A 21426-nucleotide genomic window follows, 5' to 3' on the forward strand; every position below is an offset into this window, starting at 1 on the left:
GCCACAGCGCTATCCGCTGCGGCATTCTCAAAAGCTTAACTGACAAGCAGTAGGCTTTTTGGGACGAGATTTTTTTTCACTTTAATGTCCTTAGCAATTCGTCCATTAATTCAGAAGCATCTTGTTTGTAGTCTGATTCCCAACGATTTTTCCAGTCAGTGGGCCGGCCTTCATTTTCCCATTCAGACAGAGCAAGTGCATTGATAATTTCCAGCTCAAACCATATTTGGTGGTAATTATCCCTGCTGTGCTTATCCTCAAACAGCTCATTCAACTGAGGTAAATTTTCCGCATAACTGACGAACCTCGCAAAACTGACGACATCATTTAGTGAGCTACGTGCGTATTCACAGATATCATTTTTCTTATTTATCGCCATATTTAACCGTGACCACCCTACCAGATTTGTTGGTAACTACAGATATTTTACTCTCAGGATCAAAATGAACTGTTGTTTCGCCTCGACTGGGCGTTGATTTACCATTTTTGATCGTATCTTCGACAACAGAAGGTGTTATTCCTCTATCCTGCATTCTGTCTAAGGCGTGACCAGAATATTCTCTATTACTGATCGTACCTGGCTGATTTCTTACAGGTTGATAAGAGGGATTGCTTGGTTGATTCATCGGATTGCGCTTACTTCCCATTGGGAGAGTAGCAGAGACATCGTCACTAGCTTTATTAATCAGCTTCGATGCTTCAGCCACATCGCCTTTCTTCAGCGCCGTTTCTGCTGCCTTTAATACCTTTCCTGCCGCATCCCCTGCACCAGGAATTATACCGATTGCAGCAGCAAGGTAATCAATCGCCGACTGCGCTTCCGCGAAGCTTTTGATATCACCCACGACAGGCACGAAGTCAGCGCCAAGTGACACTGTTTCTTTCAGCTGCTCACGCCGCTCATCATACATCTTCACCGAACAGGCTTCAGCGCTCATGCCGCCGCAGTTTGCCTTCTTATAACGCTCGTTTTCCGCCTCAACGTACTCACCGGCCTTCTGTTCCACCGTCTTGCCTTCAGACTGTGCCTGCACAATATCACCCAGCGAGTTATTCTCCACCGCATTTTTACCCGTCTGTGCACCGGAAACCGCGTCGGCGGTGCTGTTGCCGGTCAGGCCGCCGGCGAGGCCTGCGGCCAGTGTGCCGAGTGCGGATATCGTCTGTTTCTCTGTTTCCGTGAGTTCACTGATCGTTTTACCCGGATATAACCGAGCCATTACCTGTTTTGCCATCAGCTCTCCGCTGACTGCGCCTGCGGCACCGGCCAGTGCATTGTTACCGGCCGCATAGGAGGTGACGGCTCCGACAACCGCATGGGCTATCGCTTGCGCCTGCGGGTTGCCGTCGGTCAGTTTATGGATCTGTTCTGCCAGATACGGCGATGCCGCGCCACTGACCGCCTGCCCGATATTACCTCCGGCCAGTCCCTGGACTGCGGCGGTGGCGGCCTGGATTCCCTGCTGCAGGGCGCTGCCGGTGCCGTAGGATGACATCGCGGTGTTAAACGCCTGATCGGCTATCTGTTTTTCGGTAGGGGAGAGATTGCCCTGACCGGCCAGTTGTTCTCTGGCGGCCTGAAGGGCTGCCGGGTCTTTTTTCGCTTTCTCCCCGGCTATCTGACCCTGCGTCCGCGCAATATCCGCCGCCTGATTACCAATCTCGCCAATCAGTTGCGCTTCTTTCAGCCGGTTCTGCTCTTTCTCTTTATCAAAGATGGGGGAGAGCGTCTGGCTGGCATGTGCGACATCGCGGCTTAGTTCCTCCGTATCCTGCGTCTGATGCTCCTTATTCCGCAGGGTGAGGGTACCTTCTGATACCGCCGACCGGGTAGTGGAACTGTCGTTGCCACGGCTGTTAACGCCCGTCAGCAGGCCGTTCGCCAGGTTGCCCGCGAACTGGCCGCCCACGCTACCGCCCGTGCTTACCCCCACGCTCTGGTGCTCAACGCTGTAACCGGCACTGTTTTTGATATCAGTGAAGCCTAACGTGCCGGTGTCGAGACTGTTACGGCTGGCATCGGCCGTCGAGCCGATCACCGCGCCGTTAAGTTGCGTATGGTCACCGACGGTGACAGTAAAGCCTCCCTTACCGGCGAAGATCCCCGTCTGTTCCTGCACGCTTTGGTAAGTACTGTGCATATTATCGCGGCTCAGGTTGACCGAAATAGCGGGGCCGTTGGTGCTTACGCTGCCGCCGGCACTGGCATTCTGCTGTTTCGAATCGTAGTTATCGGTATCCTGCTCGCTGGTCAGGGTCAGGTGACGCCCTGCGTCCAGCGTCACTTTTTCACCGCCGATCTGCGCACCGGTAAGGGTCGTGTCACGGCCGCTGCGCAGGGTCAGCTGATTTCCGGCATTGATAACGGTTTCATTATGGCGGGTGCCGTTGCCGCTTTCGCTGCCTTTGCCTTTATTGACGCTGGCATTAAGCGATAATCCGATACCGCCCTGACCGGCATCGATCCCCACGCCCACAGACGTGCCGTGGCTCTCATTTTTGCCTTCAAGCGTCTGGCTTTCCAGCGCAGAAAAGAGGTTAACGTCCCGCGCCGCCCCCAGGTTCATATCCTTGCCGGCCTGTAACCGGCTGCCCTGAACGTTAATATCGGTGCCGGTCGCGTTTATCGTCAGGTTGTTCCCTGCGGTCAGCGTACTGCCCTGGCTCCGGTTCTGCGTGCTGGTCTGTGTGGATGTTGATGACTGACGGCCATACGACAGGTTAACGCCTGCCATGCTGCCGGGACGGCTGCCCGTCGCATCAGCCAGCGAAACGGCCTGCGCCGCCTGTACGCCGCTCAGAGCCGCCTTCATTCCCTGCAGGGCGGCCAGCCTGCCACTGCTCTCTGTACCGGCATCACTGGCGGCAGACACTGCAGTGTTTATCGCGCTGCCGACCGTCCCGGAAAGTGCCAGCGTCAGGCCACTCTGTTTCTGTTCTGTGGAGTGCGTTTGCGAGCTCTGGTGATCTGCCGCCAGCAGGCTGACGTGTTTACCGGTCAGATTCACATCGCTGGCTGCCAGCACGTCTGAACCTTGCGTGGTCAGCCCGTTCCCTGCCGTCAGAGTAACGCTGCCCCAGGTACTGCCGACGGTACTGCCCGTGCTGCTCAGGGTGTTGCCGTCATCGGTGGTTTTCAGGCTGCGGGTGCCGAGGCTTACGCCGATGCCGCCCGTGCCGGAAAGGCCAGATTTTTTCTCGCTGTAGAAATGCGATTCCTGGTGCTCTGTGGCTGCCGCCAGAATATTCAGATCATTCCCTGCAGTCAGACTGACGTCCTGCGTACCCGCCACACTGCTGCCGGTGACCGTCAGGTCATGCCCGGCGCTCAGGCTGATACGCTCACCCTCCAGCCGGCTGCCCCCGACGGTCTGGTTGCTGAAACTGTCCCGCACTTCGGTGGTGGTTTTGGACATCAGGCCGCGGTTACCGGTGGCTTTAAAGTGCTGATCAAACGTTTCGGTATCGGTGCCGTGGCGGAGGCTGATGTCATCACCGGCCGTCAGGCTGAGCTGTTGCCCGGCGGATAATTTCCCGGCGGTCACATCGATATTCCTGCCGGCATCCATGCGGATATCCCCGCCACCGGCTACCTCACTGCCTGTCTGCTGACTGGCGGACTGGTGCAGCCAGTTTTCCCCCCACTGAAGGTTATCTGTGCTGCCGGTGGTCACCGTGTTCAGACTAATGTCCCGACCGGCGATAATCGACGTACTACCGCCATCCCCCTGGTGACTCACCTGCGCGGCGGTCAGGCTGACATCTCGACCGGCTTGTAATACCATCGCCCCCTCCGGATGCTGAACACTGAAACCGGCCACCCGGTCAATCGTGGTCCGGACAAAATCACCCCCGGCACTTTCTGCGCTGCGCGTGGTGGTAAGGGCGTTAATGTCCCGCCCGGCAAGCAGAGAGAGGGTCTGGTTGCCCGAGAACAGGCCGCCCGTATTGCTGATATCGGTACGGGCCTGCACCGCGACAGCATTCCCCTGAATCAGACCGCCCTGTTGGATGATATTCTCCGCCAGCATTCGGGTATTTTGCTGTGCGGTGATCTGTCCGCTATTGTTCAGGTCACCGCTCAGCGTCAGGCTGACGTTTTTACCGGCCAGCAGTGCGCCACTGCCGTCCAGGTCACCCGCCTGCAGCCGTGCATACACCTGCGGCACCAGCACCTGCTGTGTACTGCCATCGGCAAGCTGAACGGTTTGCGTCACCAGCCAGACCATATTGCCGGTTATCAGCTTCATCTGCTCTGCGGACAGGGCAACGCCGGGGGTCAGATGATACTTCTGACCGAAGGCGATACCTTCGGTCATCAGCGCTTTGTACTGCTCTTCATCATTTTTCGCCCCCTGCAGATAGCGCTGTCCCGTCAGGGCAAGGATCTGTTCTCCGATAAGCCGCTGTTCATAATAACCATCGCCCAGACGTTTCAGCACATTGTCAGGATTACGGGTGAAGGCATCCAACATGTAATCGGAACCCAGCCATTTTTTCTTATCGGTAAAGCGCGGATCGGTTTCCACCAGAAACGGGCTGTTATTTTCAGGATGGGTGCGGAACAGGCTGTTATCCGGCAGGCGGGTGTCGGGCCCGACCCCGCGAATAACGCTGCCCGGTGATTCTGTCGTTACCTCGAACGTTTTACCGGCGGGCAGGGGCACGGCACCCGGCACCCCGGGATCGACACTGTCTGCCCCGGGCAGGGGAGTCAGCTCATCTGCCTGCCGGAGTTCGCCGCTGATCTCGCTGCCCTGATGGTCAGTTACATTCAGGCCGCTGCCTTGCCCGTGGGTATATTCCTCTACCGTACCGGGTTTCAGGGTAATGGCCTGAATGATCGCCGGGGGCCGATAATCCGAGATTTTCACTCTGGAGGAGTCAGTGCTATGACTCTGCTGATGACGGGAGTAAAAAATGGCTTTACCGGCATCGGTTATCTCCCGGTGGCCTTCGGCGTCCACGTTATTGAGGGTACTTCCCTGCAGTGCCAGCGCGCCACCGGCGACAATCCGGCTCTTGTCATTGAGTACCTGTCCGGCATTGATGCTGAGGTTCCCCCCGGAGCGGATGTTCGCCGGGTCGCTCTCTTTGATCCGGTCTTCCGTAATGGTGCGGGTGTAAGCGAAATGGGTAAAGCGGTCCCCGTCGGTGGTGTTACAGATAACCCCTTCAATACAAAGCGTATTGACCTCATCCTGATAAATATAGATGGTGTAATCTTTATCGTTATAACGAACGCCATTGTGCAGGCGTGAGACCTCGTACTCAGAAATCGCTTCCTGAGAAACCAGTACTTTTTCCAGCGTCAGGTGGTCGTTGATATTGTTGATGCCGGCAATGTTCAGGGTCATATCCCCGGCAGATTCGATCGTCGCACTGTGGTTATTCAGCACCGCAGCCTGGCCGGTCGCCTGTCCGTCGGCATTGAGGGCACCGCCGATGGCCATCTCCCCGTCGCTGTAGATCAGGGAATGATCGCGGTTATTAATGGTGGTGGCTCCGATATCCAGCCGTTGCCGCGCCGCGAGGGTGGCCGCCTGTCCCTCCTGCCCAAGGTTGTTGAGCGTACCGGCACCGATGGCCAGCACATCCCCGTAGAGTCGACCGCTGCCGGTATTACTAACGGTCTGTCCGTTGATCCGGGTGTAAACCCCGTCAATCAGGCCATAGTTCGTCAGGCTCTGCTTTGCATTCAGTTGCGTGGTCCCGGCGTTGATTTCCGCCGTTGCATCATTGACGATATCGTTCGCCGTCAGCGTCAGGGCATTACCCGCCCGCATCAGCGACGCATTCGTCAGGTTCCCCCCGGTGGTCAGGTTAAGGTCACCACTTGCCTCGACGGTACCGGTATTCATAAAGGTCTGCGTCAGGTTAAGTGTCAGGTCACCCAGCGAGAGCAGGTGGCCGTCGCCGGTCAGGGTATCGGCGGTCATCGTCAGCTGCTTGCCCGCCTCAGCCTCACCGTCGCGGTTGATGATTTGCCGGGCCTGCGCGCTAAGGCTCTGTTGTGTACTCAGCAGACCGGCGCGGTTATTCAGCACGTTGCTGAGCGTCAGCCCCATCGCATCGCGGGTCAGGATCTGCCCGTTGCTGTTATCCAGGTCGCCGGCCTTAAGGGTCAGTGTCTCCGCGCGGATCCCCAGCCCGTCCTCCCGGGTATTCTGATTAAGCACCTGCACGGCATTAAGGGTGACATTAACTGCTCCCTGTATCAGCCCCGTACTATTATCCAGCACCGATTGCGCCACACTGAGCACCATATTCCCCAGTGAGCGGATGTGCCCCTGACGGTTATCGAGTGACGGAGGCATCAACTCCGGTGACGTCTGACCGGCAGGCAGGCCCGTCGGTGGGTTACCGGCTACGCCGGTGATGACGGTCATCGCTTCACCGGAGGCCAGTAATCCCTGCTGATTATCCACGGTCGCGGTAGTCAGCGTCATGTCACGGCTGCTGATGATTGTGCCTTGCGTATTTTCCAGCGCACCGGTATTCAGAGTCAGGTTCCCCTGGCTGATGATACCGCCAGTGTCACCGCTGCGCTGATTACTCAGTAATGCCCCGTGGGTATCAAGCAGCAGGTCCTTAGCACTGCGGATCAGGCCGCCGTCATTGTTTTGTATGCTCCGCCCGGAGATCGAAAGGTGGCCCTGTGCTGAGAACCGGCCATCGTTATTATTGAGCGAAGAGGTTTGCAGGGAGGCATCGCCGCCACTCAGGATGTTACCGTGGCGGTTGTCCAGCTCACCACTATGAATAGCCAGTTCCCCGGTCGCAATCATCTGCCCGGCAGAGTGATTATCGACAGGCTGGTTATGGGTCGTCAGATTCAGATTTCCACCGGATTGCAGCAGGCCGCCCTGATTGTTCAGGGCACCGCTGTTCAGAGACAACGCCTGTTGGATCAGCCATTTTCCGGCCTGATTGTTAACAGCCCCGCTGGTGGCGGTCAGTGATTTCGCCGCAATAAGCCCGTTATGGTTATCGATATCTCCGGTGATGAGTTTTATGCTGCCGTCACTGATAATACCGCCCTGATCCCCGCTGTCAGCATTGAGCAGGGCGTGGCCCCGGCTGTTAAGCGTTAATGCTGCGCCTGACTGGATCAGGCCGCCGCGGTTATCCACCGCATCGCTCAGTGAGGTTAACTCTCCCCCGGCGGCGATAATACCGGCACGGTTATTCAGTTCTCCGCCGGGGAGCAGTTGCAGAGTCGTGTCACTGGTGGCGATCAGTTGTCCCTGCCGGTTATCCAGTGCTGCCGCGGTCAGCGACAGTGCGCCTTTTGAAAACACTTCACCATGCTGGTTATCGAACCGGCCGGTGATCTCCAGGCGCATCAGCCCGTTACCACTTTGTATCATCCGGCCTGAATGGTGTGATAGCGCATCGGTACTGAGCGTAATCCCCGCCGCCTGGGTCAGCGCGTTATCCAGGCCGAGTACCGACCCGCTCAGACTCAATGCCCCGTTACTGATGATCTTCCCATGTTCGCCGTCTGTCCGGCCGGTGGTGATCATCAGCTGGCCGTCTCCGGCATGTAAAATCGTCCCCTGCTGATTGTTCAGCGTCCCGCTGGTTAAGGTCAGATTACGGCTGTTAGTGGCGAGGTTGCCTTCGCGGTTATCAATGCCTCCGGCATGTACCAGCTGCAGATCCCCGGTTCCCGTTTGCTGCACAGTCCCTTTCCGGTTGGATAGCCGGTTGGCTGTCAGGTGAAGCTGACCCGCGGCGAGCGTACCACCGTCGTTGTTAAGCGTTCCCCGGGTGCTGGCCGTCAGCTGATGGGTGGCGGAAAGACGGGCGTCAGTGGTAAGGATATCTCCCTCACTGGCCTGCAATAACAGGCTGTCGCCATAGGTCTGGCTGCCTGCGATATCGAGTGATGTGGCACTGGCGGTCAGTTTGCCGGCAGCTATATTCTGTCCGCTGGCCTGTAATTCGCCGTGGCTGGTCAGCGTTAACTCTCCGGAGGAACCGAGGGTACCGTCACCGGCGATCCCGGCGGCGAGTACGCTTTTCTTCCCGCTGTGGATCCCGGCAGCCACAATGCGGGTATCCGCCCCTGCGGCGATAATGCCGGTATTACTCAGGCTGGCCTGACTGGTGATGTCCGTCCGGCCTGCGGCATAGACGGTTCCCTGATTCATCAGCGTCGCCGATGATGCCAGTTGCACCTTCTGCGACGCGTTGATGGAGCCGCTGTTAGTCAGGGTGCCATCGGCATTGATGACAACATCACCGGCTGTCGCACCCAGTGCCCCCGCATTATGCACACCCACGCCGGATTCGGTGCCCAGCAGGCGAATTTTTTGGGCATACATCCCGCCCAGTTGTGAAACATCCACCGCCAGCAGTGGCCGGAGGCTGCCATCATCGGTTTTTTTATCAATGCGCTGGTGTGCGGCATCGACCTGATTACGCCCGGTCGTCACGTTCAGTGCCTTCGCCCAAATCCCGGCGTTCACTTTTACGGCGCGGGAGATCAGGTCAGTGCTATCCTGACGGCTGCTGTCCAGCCCGTAGCCCTGAATAACAATCTCGCCCCGGTTAACGTCATACCCCGTCAGCTGCCCTTTCTCCATCAGCACCTGACCGGTGGTCAGGGTGGCGCGGTTAGCGTTAATAAAGCCGCACCCGTCACAGGTGATCCCCGCAGGGTTGGCGATGACCACCTGCGCCTTACGCCCGGCGACTTCAATAAACCCGTTGAGCTGACTGGGGGCGCGCGCATTCACTTCGTTGAGGATGATCTTCGCTTCGCCTCTTGCCAGCCACGGATTGCCGTTAACCATGCCGGCTATTTGCGTTTGGGTGCTGGCGTGTGAGTTATTGAGCACCACGCCTTTACTGTCCACATCGAACTGACGATAAACGTTGCGTGATACACCGCCTGCACCCGGGGTCTGTATATTGACCTGCGGTGTACCGTTAGCGGTGTTGATTATGGTCGGCTGCTGACTGCCCGGGGCATGGCCATCCGCGACGATCCCCGCCTGAACGGGCTGGACCGCCCCCTGAGCCAGCAGCAAGGCAAAACACAGGCGGTGCAGTTTTCCTGTTATCTGCCTGAGGGCAGGGCGGGGGCGGGCGGAAGGCGACGACGTTCCTGCGCGGCCTGAACCTGCAATATCCGGCACAACCATCAGCAAACCGCGTGCTTTGTTGAAAACAATACGGTAGAGATTCTTATTCATGACAGCATCCTTGCTATAAAATAACTGTGTGCAGCGTAATGACTATTTTCTTATTCCCTGATACCGCCAGCGCACGGTGTTGCCAGGGAATAAGAAAATACAACGCAACATCCCGGCATCCACCGGGATGCCTTAGGTCAGAAGCGGTAGCCTATGCCGATATTGAAACCGTTAATGGCATGGGTTTTATTATCGTCATTGATGCTGGTACCTTCGTAGCCAATATCAATCGCAACGTTGTTAACCGGGTTAATCTGTATGCCAGCCCCATACATAAATGCGGCTTTAGTCTTCCGGCCATATTCTGTGCCCATATCACGGTAAGAACCGGATTCATAATTCAGCCAGGAAGAGGAGTATTTGGCCCGGTCGACATTGATACCCAGCAGGCCATAAACACTCACCAGCGGGTTAAACCGGTAAGCAGGGCCGGCAGACAGCGAAAAGTAATTAATATCTGCTTTGTTATGAATAATATCTTTGGACCCGGAGGGAGAATATTCAGCCTTACTGGTCATATAAGTAATTGAGCCGATAACACTCAGCGGTGAATTCCACTCATAGCGGTATTTTATATTCACCCCGTTCAGGCCTTTTGCATCCTGTATTTTACTGTGCGCATAGCCCAGAGATACGGTCTGCTCATTTGCCAGCACTGGCATACTCAGGCCCAGACAGGTAGCGAGTATGGAAACAGTTAATAATACTTTCATCGTTAAGTCCTTTTATTGTTGAGGATTAGTCCCGGGTGACGGCCTTGTCAGGCTGAAACCCGCGGGTAAGGTATTCCCGTTGACCGTTCGGGAATTCAGGAAGAGGGACCATTAACGGGTTCGCCTCACGCCAGGCGATGGCCTGCTGGTGGCTGACCTGGTCTCCTTTAAAATTGATCACCCGCGGGCCTTTTTCGGCTCCGCGGTGATAAAGCGCGCGTGCGCAGCGTTCAGGAAAAAGTATCCTGCCGAACAGATGGCGCATGGACAGGGTGTCGCCAAAAGGGGCAATCCAGTCGCGGATCCACATTCTTTCGCCGCTGGCCCAGTCCCGCTCCTGCACCATGATCGCCGGTTGTGACAGATAGCGCTGTTCGGCGACATCGTCCAGCCACATCCAGCTCATAAACACCCGTGGCGTTGTGCCGCGACTGACCAGTACATACTGCTGGCGATTAATTAGCGGCAGCAGCACCGTCGGTAGTGCATGGATCGGCAGATCCCGATGCTGCAGTGAGTGCATCCACAGCCAGACGGCAGCGCCGAAAGCTTCTGCGTCACTCATTTCCCCGCCGATGATCATCGGTGAATGCACATCATAAGGTCCGGTCTTCATCTCTGCCTCTCAGTACTGCCAGTTAAGGTTAAAACCGAGCGATACCGGGCTGGTTTTGAAACCTTCAGGTTTGGAGAATGGCACGGCGGCAAACAGGTCATAACCGGTGTTAAATGCCGAGCCGCGGATACCGAGGGCGCCCCCGGCCAGATGGTTACCTACCAGATTTTGCGTGCCATTGCCCCCCGTTTCACCGTAATCAACGCCCAGATAGAGTTCCTGCAGCGGGACCGGTGTCACCCAGGCGATTTCATTGCGCACGAACCAGCCGCGATCGGCATTCAGCGAACGCTCACCGTCAAAACCGCGCACTGTCCAGCGGTTGCCGATAGCAAACTGATCCTGTGGCGTCAGCGGGGTGGTGCTGAACTGGCGCTGGTATTGCAGGTTATAACGGAGTTTCTGCTTCGCCAGTGTGAAGGGGAGATCGAGCTGAGACGATATGCGGATAATTTTGCTCAATGCCGTGGCATCCCCGAAATTTTCTTCCGGGGCAGGCAGGGCGCCGAACCAGCGGGTGCCTCGCTGATAACTGATACCTGCATCCAGCGTGGCCTGAGCAATATAATGGCGATGTTGCAGCCCGATACGCCAGGCGGCGGTATGCCGCCGCTGCACTTCAACTTCGGTATCGTTGATATAGTTTTTCGATTCGCGGGCCAGTACATCGTAAGTCAGGGTGGTTTTCTGACTGCCGTTACGATGCAGAACACGGCTGACCCGGAAATCGATATTGCTGCTTTTTCCACTGTAACGGTAATCACTGTTCAGGCCGGCGACCGTCTGGTGATAGCGATAACGGTTGACGGTGATGCCCGACATCCAGTAACCGGCAGGGACCGAATAGTGGCCGGTGATATTCCCCGAGCCTTTTCCGCGTTGACTGTCCAGGCTGCTGCTGGCGGAAATATAGGCTAAATCGCTGAGCGAAAAGGGGTTATCCAGAAACAGTGTCAGCCCCCCCTGATAACGGCCGGTACTACGGGTTCCGGAGTCATCCAGCGAAGCGGCAACCCGCCACAGACGCCGTTGCTGCCAGTGCAGGGCAATATCACTCTCGCCTGGCTGACCGCCAGGCAGGATTTCCATGCTGGCCTGCACCGAAGGCAACCGCTGTAAATTCTCCAGCCCCTGTTCGATGTCGCGCAGATCCAGAAGAGTACCGTTGCGGACGGGGAACGCGTTATACAGCGTAACGTAGTGGCCACTGTCCGGTGTCAGCGTGAGCTGGCGGATATCCCCCGGGATCACTCTCAGCTTCAGTTCGCCGCCGGTGAGATCCTGCGGCGGGGCCAGCACGCGGGTCGTGATATAGCCGTGATCCACCAGACGGTTTTGTAATGTGCTCATCAGCAGGTTGATGCCTTTTGCGCCCAGACAGTGACCGATCGCCTGGTGGCTGAGACGTTGCAACGGTAACCAGTGCGGCAGGGTATCAGTGCCCGAAAGAGTGACCCGGGAAAGAGTAAAACACGGGGTTTCCTGCGGAAAAATTACCCTTCCGTTACGGCCGGCAGACGGAGACAGGCGAACATCGGGGACCGTCGGGGTCAGACGCTGCTCTAATGCCCGCTGTTGCTCCTGCTGATGGATCCACTGTCTGTCACCCGTGTTCAATGCGGGCGGTGACCCGGGGACGGGTGGCTGAAGAACAGGTGCGGGTAATACCGGCAAGGCCAGTAACGGCAGCGGTAAGAGGATCAGCAGAATAAGATAAGCGCGGCATCGTGCCGCATTTAGCGTAAAAATCATGACATATCCTTGTCAATGAAGCGTAAATATCCATTTATGCTTTAAATACATTCATAAAATGACACTTATTGTACGGATTGGCAATGAACTGTTTATTAAATATACACTGCATGTCGCAAATCAGACGAAATATCCCGGGGCCGTCACGGTTTTTACGGAGGACAGAAAAGGTAATTATTTCACCCGGCAGTGAGCACCTATTTCCTGCCGCCGGACGTCTCGCCTGAAACATATCTTGTGCTGTTCAGGCCCGGGGTAAGCACTCTGCGCATCTGTTCAGGCAGAACCCTGGCTCTGTATTTCGTCATCGCTCTGTTTTGCCGTTTCTCATCACGGCTTATCGTGCGGGTGGGTTCACAGATTTGTGATAAGTACCGTGGCGGGGATGTTAAATGCCGGGTTGTATGATATTTAATCACCGGAAGGGTTTTTCGATGGGTGAAAGAAGGATTTCTATCTATGCAGAAGGAACAGGCTCAGTACCCGTACAAGGAAGGGACGTTACGTCTGATGACTCCGGGTGAGATTACGATGGCCCGGTGTGTATTTGGCAATCATATTATTTATCATCGTGTATGGATTCATAATGACAGCTATTTCCCTTTTGGATTGCAGGGGAAGCGGGTTGCAATGTCTCCCAATGGGGAGGTTTGGTTCCGGAAAGAATATTATCATCCGGACTTTTCTTCGGGTTCTGTCGATGAGCGTTTAAAGCATAACTTCATTCATGAGTTAGGTCATGTCTGGCAACATCAGCATGGGCAATGGGTAAGGACCAGGGGGCTATTTAGTTGGGCGGCATATTATTTTTACACTCTTGATAAACCGCGACTCACCGATTACTCCCTTGAACAACAAGCCAGTATCATTGCTGATTACTGGCTAATTCTTCGTTATGGTATAAATATGTGGCTATATTTTCATAATAATATTTTGCAGGGAGAGTATCAGGGGAACGATAAGCTTAGTGATATCCCCGGATTATACAAAAAAATTGTCACTACGGGTTGGCTGCAATGATCAAACATACTTTATTGTGTGTGCCGGTCCTGCTTACCGGATGCTGCGGGCCGGGGGATAGGCTTCCGGAGATCCGCTATGCACAGGTTAACCTGAGTGGAAAACTGCCCTGTATTACCTATGCAGTGAGCCAGGGAGACCATATTTCTGCGGTTCAGATTGCCAGTGAATCCTCAGAAGGGCGTGCTTTTTTCCGGTTTTTTACTGAAGATCCGCCTTTCCCGAAAAAAGGACAGTGCCTGCCTCTCTTTGAATATCCTTTTAAATCTGCAATGAGTTATAGCGTTTATTATTCAATTTATAACATTAATAACCCGGAAACTTTCGAGGTTAAGGCGCGCTTCACTCTCTCTGATCAGAAGTAATTATCTTCTTTACGGTTAGTTATCCGATGGTTTTATTTATATTATTTTTTTAGTTTTTTATAAATTAATAGCTATGACGGTTGTTGTTTTTATAAAAGTGATTTTTATAAAAGCGCACTACAGAGACTTCTGTTAATCGCAGACTTCCGTTATCGGTTGACTCCCGGAGGTCAGTTTCCGTGAGCGGAAGTCTGTGGGAGGAAGGCGGAAACAGGTCTCAGGCACCGCAGGGAAGTGAAACCAGACAGAACACAGGTAAAACGCGAAACGCTGAATCTGACCGCCGGGGAGTTTATTTTCTGCTTTTTACGTGATGCAAAAAACGCTGCAAAGTCATATGCGAAAGACAAGGACAAGGTCATGAAAATTTATCTGTTAGCTGCGCTGGCGCTGCTCACCGGATGTTGCGGGCGCTCAGGAAACGTCCCGGAGACCCGTCAGGCGGTTACCGTTCTGCAGGAGAATCAGCCCTGTATAACCTATGCTGCCAGCCCGGGGGACATTCTGCTTTCTGCTGAATTTATCCGTGAATCCGGTAAAGGCGACAACTTCTATAAATCTCTTATCAGCTCCCGGCCGGTGATAACAAAAGGAGAATGCCTGCCTGTTTTTGGTTTTCATTTTGAACCCGCAGAGCAATATAACGCGTATTATCTGATCAGCAATCTGAATCATCCACGGAAATTAATACTCAAATCAGTATTCACTCTGCCCGGTGATCACTCCGGGCCAGCCGGGGTCGGGCCATAGGGGATCCGGGCGAAATGATGACGTCAGGTCTTTCCTGACGATAACAGCCCGATACGGGGGCATTCCACCTGCCTGCCGACCGTATAAAAAGGCTCTTAGCCGGATTTGCTGAGGCCCGGATTTCCCAACATACCCGCATTGTCCTAGAGCCCGGACCCGCCGCTTGCGGGCGGGCCCGGCAAACGCCGGTTACTGACCGTATAAAAAGGTACTTAGCCGGATTTGCTGAGGCCCGGATTTCCCAACATACCCGCATTGTCCTAAAGCCCGGACAAGCCGTCTGCGGGTGGGGTCGTTAAACGCCGGTTACTGACCATATAAAAAAGCACGTAGCCGGATTTCCTGAGGCCCGGATTTCCCAACATACCCGCATTGTCCTAAAGCCCGTACAAGCCGCCTGCGGGCGGGCCCGGCAAACGCCGGTTACTGACCGTATAAAAAGGTACTTAGCCGGATTTTCTGAGGCCTGAATTTCCCAGCATACCCGCATTGTCCTAAAGCCCGGACCCGCCGCCTGCGGGCGGGGCCGGCAAACACCGGCTACTGGCTTTCCATCAATAACGAGCACACGGCACGTTCCGCTGGCAACGAGTGATACCGGGAGCGATGGCTCACCGTGGTTGTGCATTACGCTGGTGCGAAAGTGCACCGGTAATTAACAGCGCAGAGAGGTGAAGGCGGAAGGATCGGGGTAAATTTTATTAATAAACAGTCAGATAGTGTTATGGCACAGTTTTTGCTCTGTTGAATTCCATCTTGTATACCAGTCGGGATTCAAACATGGCATCTACTTTCGGACTCACCCTTCAGGATTGGCAACATCGTTACCGGCAGGATCCGCAGTGCATCCATTCGCTGCTGGCCGCACACCTCGACGCGATCGACCCGCAGGATAATGCCTGGATTTATCTTGCGACCCCCGCGCAGTTACAGGCGCAAACCCAACCTCTGCTCGAACAGTATCTGCGTGACCCGCAGTCGCTGCCTCTTTTTGGTGTTCCCTTTGCGGTGAAGGACAACATCGACGTCGCCGGCTGGCCGACCACGGCGGGCTGTCCGGCCCTGACCTATACCGCGCAGGCTGATGCCTTTGTGGTCGCGAAACTGAAAGCGGCAGGTGCGGTAGTGATTGGCAAAACCAATCTCGATCAGTATGCCACCGGACTGGTCGGCACCCGTTCGCCGTATGGCGCGGTCCCCAATACCTTTAACCCCGATTATGTCAGTGGCGGGTCCAGTTCCGGTTCGGCCTCTGTACTGGCGCGGGGCCTGGCAGGCTTTTCTCTGGGCACCGATACTGCCGGATCCGGCCGCGTGCCGGCCGGATTTAATAATATCGTCGGCCTGAAACCGACAAAAGGGTGGCTGTCGGCCAGCGGCCTCGTCCCGGCCTGTCGCCTCAACGATACGATTTCGGTATTTGCGCTGACGGTGGAAGATGCTTTTACGGTCGCGACCCTCGCAGGCGGCTACGATGCCACCGATGCTTACTCACGCAACGACCCGCATACCGCGCCTGCCGGGTTCAAAGCACAGCCGGATTTCGCGATCCCGGCGGCCCCGGAATTTTTTGGCGATAAGCAGGCGGAAGCTGCCTGGCGGAAGGCACTTGAACAATTACAGGCCGGCGGGGCAACACTGCATCCCATCGATTTCACCCCGTTCAGCCAGCTGGCAGAACAACTCTATTACGGCCCGTGGGTGGCGGAGCGTACCGCTGCCGTCGGCGGGATGATCCACCGGCCGGAAGAGATGGACCCGGTGGTGTACGGCATTGTCAGCAATGGCCTGAAATACAGCGCGGTGGACGCCTATCAGGCCGAATACCTGCGGGCTGAGCTGGCGCGTCAGATAGGGCAGACGTTGTCCGGGTTTGATGCGCTGGTGGTACCGACCTCGCCGACGATCCATACGCTGGAAGAGATGAAACAGGAGCCGGTGAACTACAACTCGCAATTCGGCACCTATACCAACTTTACTAACCTCGCCGACCTGAGTGCGCTGGCGCTGCCTGGTCCGTTCCGTGACGATGGCCTGCCGGCGGGGATCACACTGATCGCGCCGGCCTGGCACGATCGTGCGCTGGCCGGGTTCGGGATAACCTGGCAACAGCAGCTGGCATTGACTGCGGGGGCCACCGGAAAACCGCTGAAGACCCCGTCTGCGCCGTTACCGGCCTCCGCCGGGCATGTCCGGGTGGCCGTGGTGGGCGCGCACCTCACCGGTATGCCGCTGAACTTCCAGCTCATCACCCGCAATGCGGTGCTGGTGGAAGAAACGCAGACCGCCGCCAGTTACCGGCTGTTTGCCCTGATCGATGGCCCGGTGAAAAAACCCGGTTTGTTGCGTGACGAAAACGGGGCGGCGATCACCGTTGAACTGTGGGATATCCCGCTGGCGCGCTTCGGGGAATTTGTGGCTGAAATTCCGGCACCGCTCGGTATCGGCAGCCTGACGCTGGCCGATGGCCGGACGGTTAAAGGCTTTATCTGCGAACCGGCGGTGCTGTCTCAGGCCCCGGAAATTACAGAATTCGGCGGCTGGCGTCACTGGCTGGCCTCTCAGGAGAATAAATAACCATGTTCAGCACCGTTCTAATTGCTAACCGTGGCGAAATCGCCTGCCGTGCTATCCGCACGCTGAAACGCCTGGGTGTGAAAAGCGTGGCCGTCTATTCGGACGCGGATCGTAACGCCCGTCATGTTAAAGAAGCCGACCTGGCGATTGCGCTGGGCGGCGATAAAGCCAGTGATAGCTATCTGCGCATCGATAAAATTCTGGCAGCCGCGAAGGAAAGCGGAGCGGAGGCTATCTGGCCCGGTTACGGATTCCTGTCTGAAAGCCTGCCGTTTGCCGCGGCCTGTGAAGAGGCCGGGATTGCATTTGCCGGCCCGACCGCGCAGCAGATTGGCGAATTTGGCCTGAAACATCGCGCCCGTGAACTGGCGGCGAGTGCCGGAGTGCCGATGACACCGGGCACGCCGCTGCTGAACTCGGTGGAAGAGGCTCTTAGTGCGGCAGAGACCATCGGCTACCCGGTGATGCTGAAAAGTACTGCCGGTGGCGGCGGGATCGGTCTGACCCGCTGTGCAGATGCGACCGCATTGCAGGAGGCCTGGGAGAGTGTCCGTCGCCTCGGGGAACAGTTTTTCAGCGATGCCGGGGTGTTCCTTGAACGCTGTATCGATCGCGCCCGTCATGTTGAAGTGCAAATTTTCGGGGATGGTCGCGGTAAGGTGGTCGCGCTCGGCGAACGGGACTGTTCGCTGCAGCGTCGTAACCAGAAAGTGGTGGAAGAAACGCCGGCACCGAATCTACCGCAGGCCACGCGTGACGCCTTACTGGCGTCTGCCGTCCGCCTGGGCGAACTGGTCAGTTACCGGAGCGCCGGGACGGTGGAATATATTTATGATGCTGAACAGGATGCCTTTTATTTTCTTGAAGTCAACACCCGTTTACAGGTCGAGCATCCGGTGACCGAATGTGTCACCGGTCTGGATCTGGTGGAGTGTATGCTCCGGGTTGCGGCAGGGGATGCCATTGACTGGGATCGCCTGCAACAGCCCCCGGCCGGTGCGTCGGTTGAAGTCCGTATTTACGCCGAGGACCCGCTGAAAAACTTCCAGCCCTCGCCGGGTGTACTGACCGGCGTCACCTTCCCGCAGGATGTGCGGGTGGATAGCTGGATCGATACCGGTACAGAGGTCTCTGCTTTTTATGACCCGATGATCGCTAAACTGATCGTCCATGCAGAAACGCGTGAAGCCGCACTGGCCAAAATGCAGCAGGCGCTGGATGCAACGCAACTGCACGGGATCGCCACCAATCTCGATTATCTGCGGCAAATCGTCGCCACCGACGCCTTCCGCAGCGGGAAAGTCTGGACGCGCTTCCTCGACAGTTTCACCCCGGCCGCCAGTGTGATCGAAGTATTGCAACCAGGCACCTTCAGCACCGTTCAGGATTTCCCCGGCCGTCAGGGCTACTGGGATATCGGTGTTCCGCCTTCGGGGCCGATGGATGACTTTGCCTTCCGGCTGGCAAACCGTATTGTGGGTAACCATGAAAGTGCCGCCGGGCTGGAGTTTACGCTGCAGGGGCCGACACTGCGTTTTCATTGCGATGCCGTGATAGCGCTCACCGGTGCCGATTGTCCGGCAACCCTGGACGGTGAAAGCGTGCCGTACTGGCAGCCGGTCAGGGTCCGTGCCGGGCAAACGCTGGTATCAGGCCGTGCACAGAAGGGTTGCCGCACCTATCTGGCGGTACGTAATGGTTTCGATGTGCCGGAATATCTGGGCAGTCGTTCCACATTCTCACTCGGTCAGTTTGGCGGTCACGCCGGACGCACCCTGCGGGTGGCCGACATGTTACCGGTTTCCCGCCCGCAACTGGCTGCCTGTACCACACCGGCCCCGGTCAGTGAGCCGCAAGCGGCGGACCCGGCACTAATCCCTGAGTATGGCAATGAATGGCGTATCGGCGTGTTGTACGGCCCGCACGGTGCGCCTGATTTCTTCACCCCGGAAGCCATCGACGAGTTCTTTGCCGGTGAATGGCAGGTACATTACAACTCTAACCGGCTCGGCGTGCGGCTGACCGGCCCGAAACCGTCCTGGGCCCGCGCCAATGGCGGTGAAGCCGGACTGCACCCTTCCAATGTCCACGATTGCGAATACGCGATTGGCGCAGTGAACTTTACCGGAGATTTCCCGGTGATCCTGACGCATGACGGCCCGAGCCTCGGCGGTTTTGTTTGTCCGGTGACCATCGCTAAAGCGGAATTATGGAAAGTCGGTCAGGTGAAACCCGGGGATCGTATTCGTTTTTATCCGATCAGTGCCGACGAAGCCGTCGCGCGGGAAAAAAGTCAGGCCCGCAGCGTGGAAACGTTACACAGCAATGAGACGCCGTCTTTTGCCACGCCGTCACTGGCCGCCAGTGACACCGGTTCGGCGACACTGTTAGCGGCATTACCGGCGACCGCTACCACCCCGGCAGCCGCGTACCGGCAGGCCGGTGACAAATATATTCTGATTGAGTATGGCGATAACGTGCTGGACCTGGCACTACGTCTGCGCGTGCATTTACTGATGAATGCCCTGCGTGAACGGGCCGTGCCGGGCGTGGCAGAACTCTCACCCGGAGTGCGTTCGCTGCAGGTGCGTTATGACAGTCTGATCCTCAGCCAGAAACAACTGATGGATCTGCTGCTGGAACTGGAGGCCGGGCTGGGGGATGTCAGTCAGCTGAAAGTGCCGTCACGTATTGTCTGGCTGCCGATGGCGTTTGAAGACAGCGCCACCCTGGGTGCCGTGGAACGCTATAAAGAAACCGTCCGCGCGACAGCGCCGTGGCTGCCCAATAACGTGGATTTTATTCAGCGTATCAACGGGCTGGAGAGCAGGGAGGAAGTCCGCGACACCCTGTTTAACGCCAGTTATCTGATCCTCGGCCTCGGGGATGTTTATCTCGGCGCACCCTGTGCCGTTCCTCTCGACCCGCGTCATCGCCTGCTGAGTTCCAAATACAATCCGGCCCGTACCTTTACTGCGGAAGGGACCGTGGGTATTGGCGGCATGTATATGTGTATCTACGGCATGGACTCGCCAGGCGGTTATCAGCTGGTGGGCCGCACGTTACCGATCTGGAATAAATTCCTGAAAAATGATCAGTTTGCGACAGAGGAACCCTGGTTACTGCACTTCTTTGATCAGGTGCGTTTTTATCCGGTATCGGAAGAGGAACTCAGCGGGCTGCGGGATGATTTTCGCGAAGGCCGGGCGACCGTCCGCATCGAAGAAACCGTCTTTGATTTTGCGGCGCATCAGCAGTTCCTGCAGGAAAACGCAGCCCCGATAGCCGCGTTCCGTGAACGTCAGAGTGCGGCCTTTGAACAGGAAGTCACGCGATGGGCACAGGAAGAGCAGGAAGTCCCGCTGACCAGCGAAGAAACACTAGTTATCACCGAAGAGGAGTGCGATGCACTGGCGGTCAGTGCCGACATGAACGGCAATATCTGGAAAGTGCTGGTGAAGCCCGGCGACCAGGTCGATGCCGGCCAGACCCTGATCATCGTTGAAGCGATGAAAATGGAACTGGCGATCACCGCACCGCAGGCCGGAACGGTAAAACGACTCGCCTGCCAGGCGGGCCGGGCAGTCAGCCCGGGCGATACCCTGCTGTGGCTGGAGTAAGGCGTGATGATGACCCCAACCCCGAAGAGTAAAGGACGGCCTGAGGCGCTGGCAGAGAAGGTCTACCAGGCGCTGAAACAGGACATTTTTGAGTTTCGTCTGATGCCCGGCGACCGTTTCAGCGAAAACGAGATTGCAGAGCGGCTGGAAGTGAGCCGTACCCCGGTACGTCAGGCGCTGTTCTGGCTGGAGCGCGAGGGATATGTCGAAGTGTGGTTCCGTAGCGGCTGGCAGGTAAAGCCGTTTGATTTCGAATATTTCGAAGAGCTGTACGACTTTCGTACCGTGCTGGAGCGCGAAGCGGTGCGTCGTCTGTGTGCCATGCCACCGCTGGCCTGTGCCGAAGTGCTGGCTGAACTGAAACGTTTCTGGATCGATACCCCGCGTCCGGACGACGGCAGGATCGTGTCGGCGAAGGACGAAGCCTTTCATACCACGCTGGTCGCCGCAGCCGGAAATCAGGAGATGGCGCGGGTCCATGCCGGACTGACCGAAAAAATCCGGATTATCCGGCGGCTCGACTTTACGCGGGAGGACCGGGTAGAGGCGACTTACCTCGAGCATGCGCAGATCCTGCAGGCCATCTTCCGGCAACACACCGACGAGGCACAACGTATTTTAACCGGCCACATTGCAGTCAGTAAGGCGGAGGTCCGGAAAATCACCTTACACCGGTTACAGCAGGCCCGGCCGCAGCCGGCGGCACCGGAGGAGGCAGACACCATTCATCGGCGAGGGTGAACAGACCGGGGCGGACCCACGTATTTAGCCGCCCCGGGGGTGCCTGCGGAGAAACCGGCAGCAGGGCAG

General features: G+C 56.6%; 11 protein-coding genes and 1 pseudogene. 6 read left to right on the forward strand and 6 right to left on the reverse strand.

Annotated elements, in window-relative coordinates; genetic code table 11:
• Positions 1 to 76 precede the first annotated feature (76 nt).
• The 6 genes and pseudogenes from JK223_RS08200 to JK223_RS17140 form a co-directional block, all read right to left on the reverse strand.
• Positions 77 to 379 carry a hypothetical protein gene (locus JK223_RS08200; RefSeq protein WP_212713702.1) on the reverse strand — a complete coding sequence of 101 codons (303 nt, stop codon included), beginning with the start codon at positions 377 to 379 and terminating at the stop codon, positions 77 to 79.
• Entirely contained in the window at positions 366 to 9203 is an 8838-nt protein-coding gene (locus JK223_RS08205) for a hemagglutinin repeat-containing protein (RefSeq protein ID WP_212713703.1), read from the reverse strand. The genes JK223_RS08200 and JK223_RS08205 overlap by 14 nt, the downstream gene beginning before the upstream one ends.
• A 137-nt stretch (positions 9204 to 9340) precedes the next feature.
• Positions 9341 to 9916 carry an Ail/Lom family outer membrane beta-barrel protein gene (locus JK223_RS08210; protein WP_212713704.1) on the reverse strand — a complete coding sequence of 192 codons (576 nt, stop codon included), beginning with the start codon at positions 9914 to 9916 and terminating at the stop codon, positions 9341 to 9343.
• 25 nt (positions 9917 to 9941) lie between these two features.
• The gene (locus JK223_RS08215) at positions 9942 to 10532 is read right to left on the reverse strand and encodes a toxin-activating lysine-acyltransferase (protein ID WP_212713705.1); all 591 of its coding nucleotides are present in this window, start codon (positions 10530 to 10532) and stop codon (positions 9942 to 9944) included.
• A 9-nt stretch (positions 10533 to 10541) separates the two neighbouring features.
• A complete protein-coding gene (locus JK223_RS17135) occupies positions 10542 to 11621 on the reverse strand; it encodes a ShlB/FhaC/HecB family hemolysin secretion/activation protein (RefSeq protein WP_371813093.1) in 1080 nt (359 codons plus the stop codon).
• A 162-nt stretch (positions 11622 to 11783) separates the two neighbouring features.
• Positions 11784 to 12284, reverse strand: a pseudogene (locus tag JK223_RS17140) (POTRA domain-containing protein); the annotation flags it as partial.
• Between the two features lie 459 nt (positions 12285 to 12743).
• Between JK223_RS17140 and JK223_RS08225 the strand changes: the two are divergent.
• The 6 genes from JK223_RS08225 (at position 12744) to JK223_RS08245 (ending at position 21357) form a co-directional block, all read left to right on the forward strand.
• Entirely contained in the window at positions 12744 to 13304 is a 561-nt protein-coding gene (locus tag JK223_RS08225) for a type IV secretion protein Rhs (RefSeq protein ID WP_249213533.1), read from the forward strand.
• On the forward strand, positions 13301 to 13669 hold the full coding sequence (locus JK223_RS17145) for a putative T6SS immunity periplasmic lipoprotein (protein ID WP_371813087.1): 369 nt from the start codon (positions 13301 to 13303) through the stop codon (positions 13667 to 13669). Before JK223_RS08225 ends, JK223_RS17145 begins: the two co-directional genes overlap by 4 nt.
• A gap of 360 nt (positions 13670 to 14029) precedes the next feature.
• The gene (locus JK223_RS08230) at positions 14030 to 14419 is read left to right on the forward strand and encodes a putative T6SS immunity periplasmic lipoprotein (protein WP_212713707.1); all 390 of its coding nucleotides are present in this window, start codon (positions 14030 to 14032) and stop codon (positions 14417 to 14419) included.
• A gap of 780 nt (positions 14420 to 15199) precedes the next feature.
• Positions 15200 to 16996, forward strand: coding sequence for an allophanate hydrolase (gene atzF, locus JK223_RS08235; protein ID WP_212713708.1), 1797 nt, complete (start codon positions 15200 to 15202; stop codon positions 16994 to 16996).
• A gap of 2 nt (positions 16997 to 16998) precedes the next feature.
• Complete coding sequence (gene uca / locus JK223_RS08240; protein WP_212713709.1) at positions 16999 to 20616, forward strand: urea carboxylase; 3618 nt, start codon at positions 16999 to 17001, stop codon at positions 20614 to 20616.
• A gap of 6 nt (positions 20617 to 20622) precedes the next feature.
• Entirely contained in the window at positions 20623 to 21357 is a 735-nt protein-coding gene (locus JK223_RS08245) for a GntR family transcriptional regulator (RefSeq protein WP_212713710.1), read from the forward strand.
• Positions 21358 to 21426: the final 69 nt, after the last annotated feature.

It is taken from the genome of Tatumella sp. JGM118, assembly GCF_018257515.1.
Taxonomy (GTDB): Bacteria; Pseudomonadota; Gammaproteobacteria; order Enterobacterales; family Enterobacteriaceae; genus Tatumella; species Tatumella terrea.

Bases quoted from the DNA above. Each gene is read 5' to 3' on its own strand.
- JK223_RS08200 (WP_212713702.1), bottom strand. From the start codon at position 379: ATGGCGATAAATAAGAAAAATGATATCTGTGAATACGCACGTAGCTCA.
- JK223_RS08205 (WP_212713703.1), bottom strand. From the start codon at position 9,203: ATGAATAAGAATCTCTACCGTATTGTTTTCAACAAAGCACGCGGTTTG.
- JK223_RS08210 (WP_212713704.1), bottom strand. From the start codon at position 9,916: ATGAAAGTATTATTAACTGTTTCCATACTCGCTACCTGTCTGGGCCTG.
- JK223_RS08215 (WP_212713705.1), bottom strand. From the start codon at position 10,532: ATGAAGACCGGACCTTATGATGTGCATTCACCGATGATCATCGGCGGG.
- JK223_RS17135 (WP_371813093.1), bottom strand. From the start codon at position 11,621: ATGGAAATCCTGCCTGGCGGTCAGCCAGGCGAGAGTGATATTGCCCTG.
- JK223_RS08225 (WP_249213533.1), top strand. From the start codon at position 12,744: ATGCAGAAGGAACAGGCTCAGTACCCGTACAAGGAAGGGACGTTACGT.
- JK223_RS17145 (WP_371813087.1), top strand. From the start codon at position 13,301: ATGATCAAACATACTTTATTGTGTGTGCCGGTCCTGCTTACCGGATGC.
- JK223_RS08230 (WP_212713707.1), top strand. From the start codon at position 14,030: ATGAAAATTTATCTGTTAGCTGCGCTGGCGCTGCTCACCGGATGTTGC.
- atzF (WP_212713708.1), top strand. From the start codon at position 15,200: ATGGCATCTACTTTCGGACTCACCCTTCAGGATTGGCAACATCGTTAC.
- uca (WP_212713709.1), top strand. From the start codon at position 16,999: ATGTTCAGCACCGTTCTAATTGCTAACCGTGGCGAAATCGCCTGCCGT.
- JK223_RS08245 (WP_212713710.1), top strand. From the start codon at position 20,623: ATGATGACCCCAACCCCGAAGAGTAAAGGACGGCCTGAGGCGCTGGCA.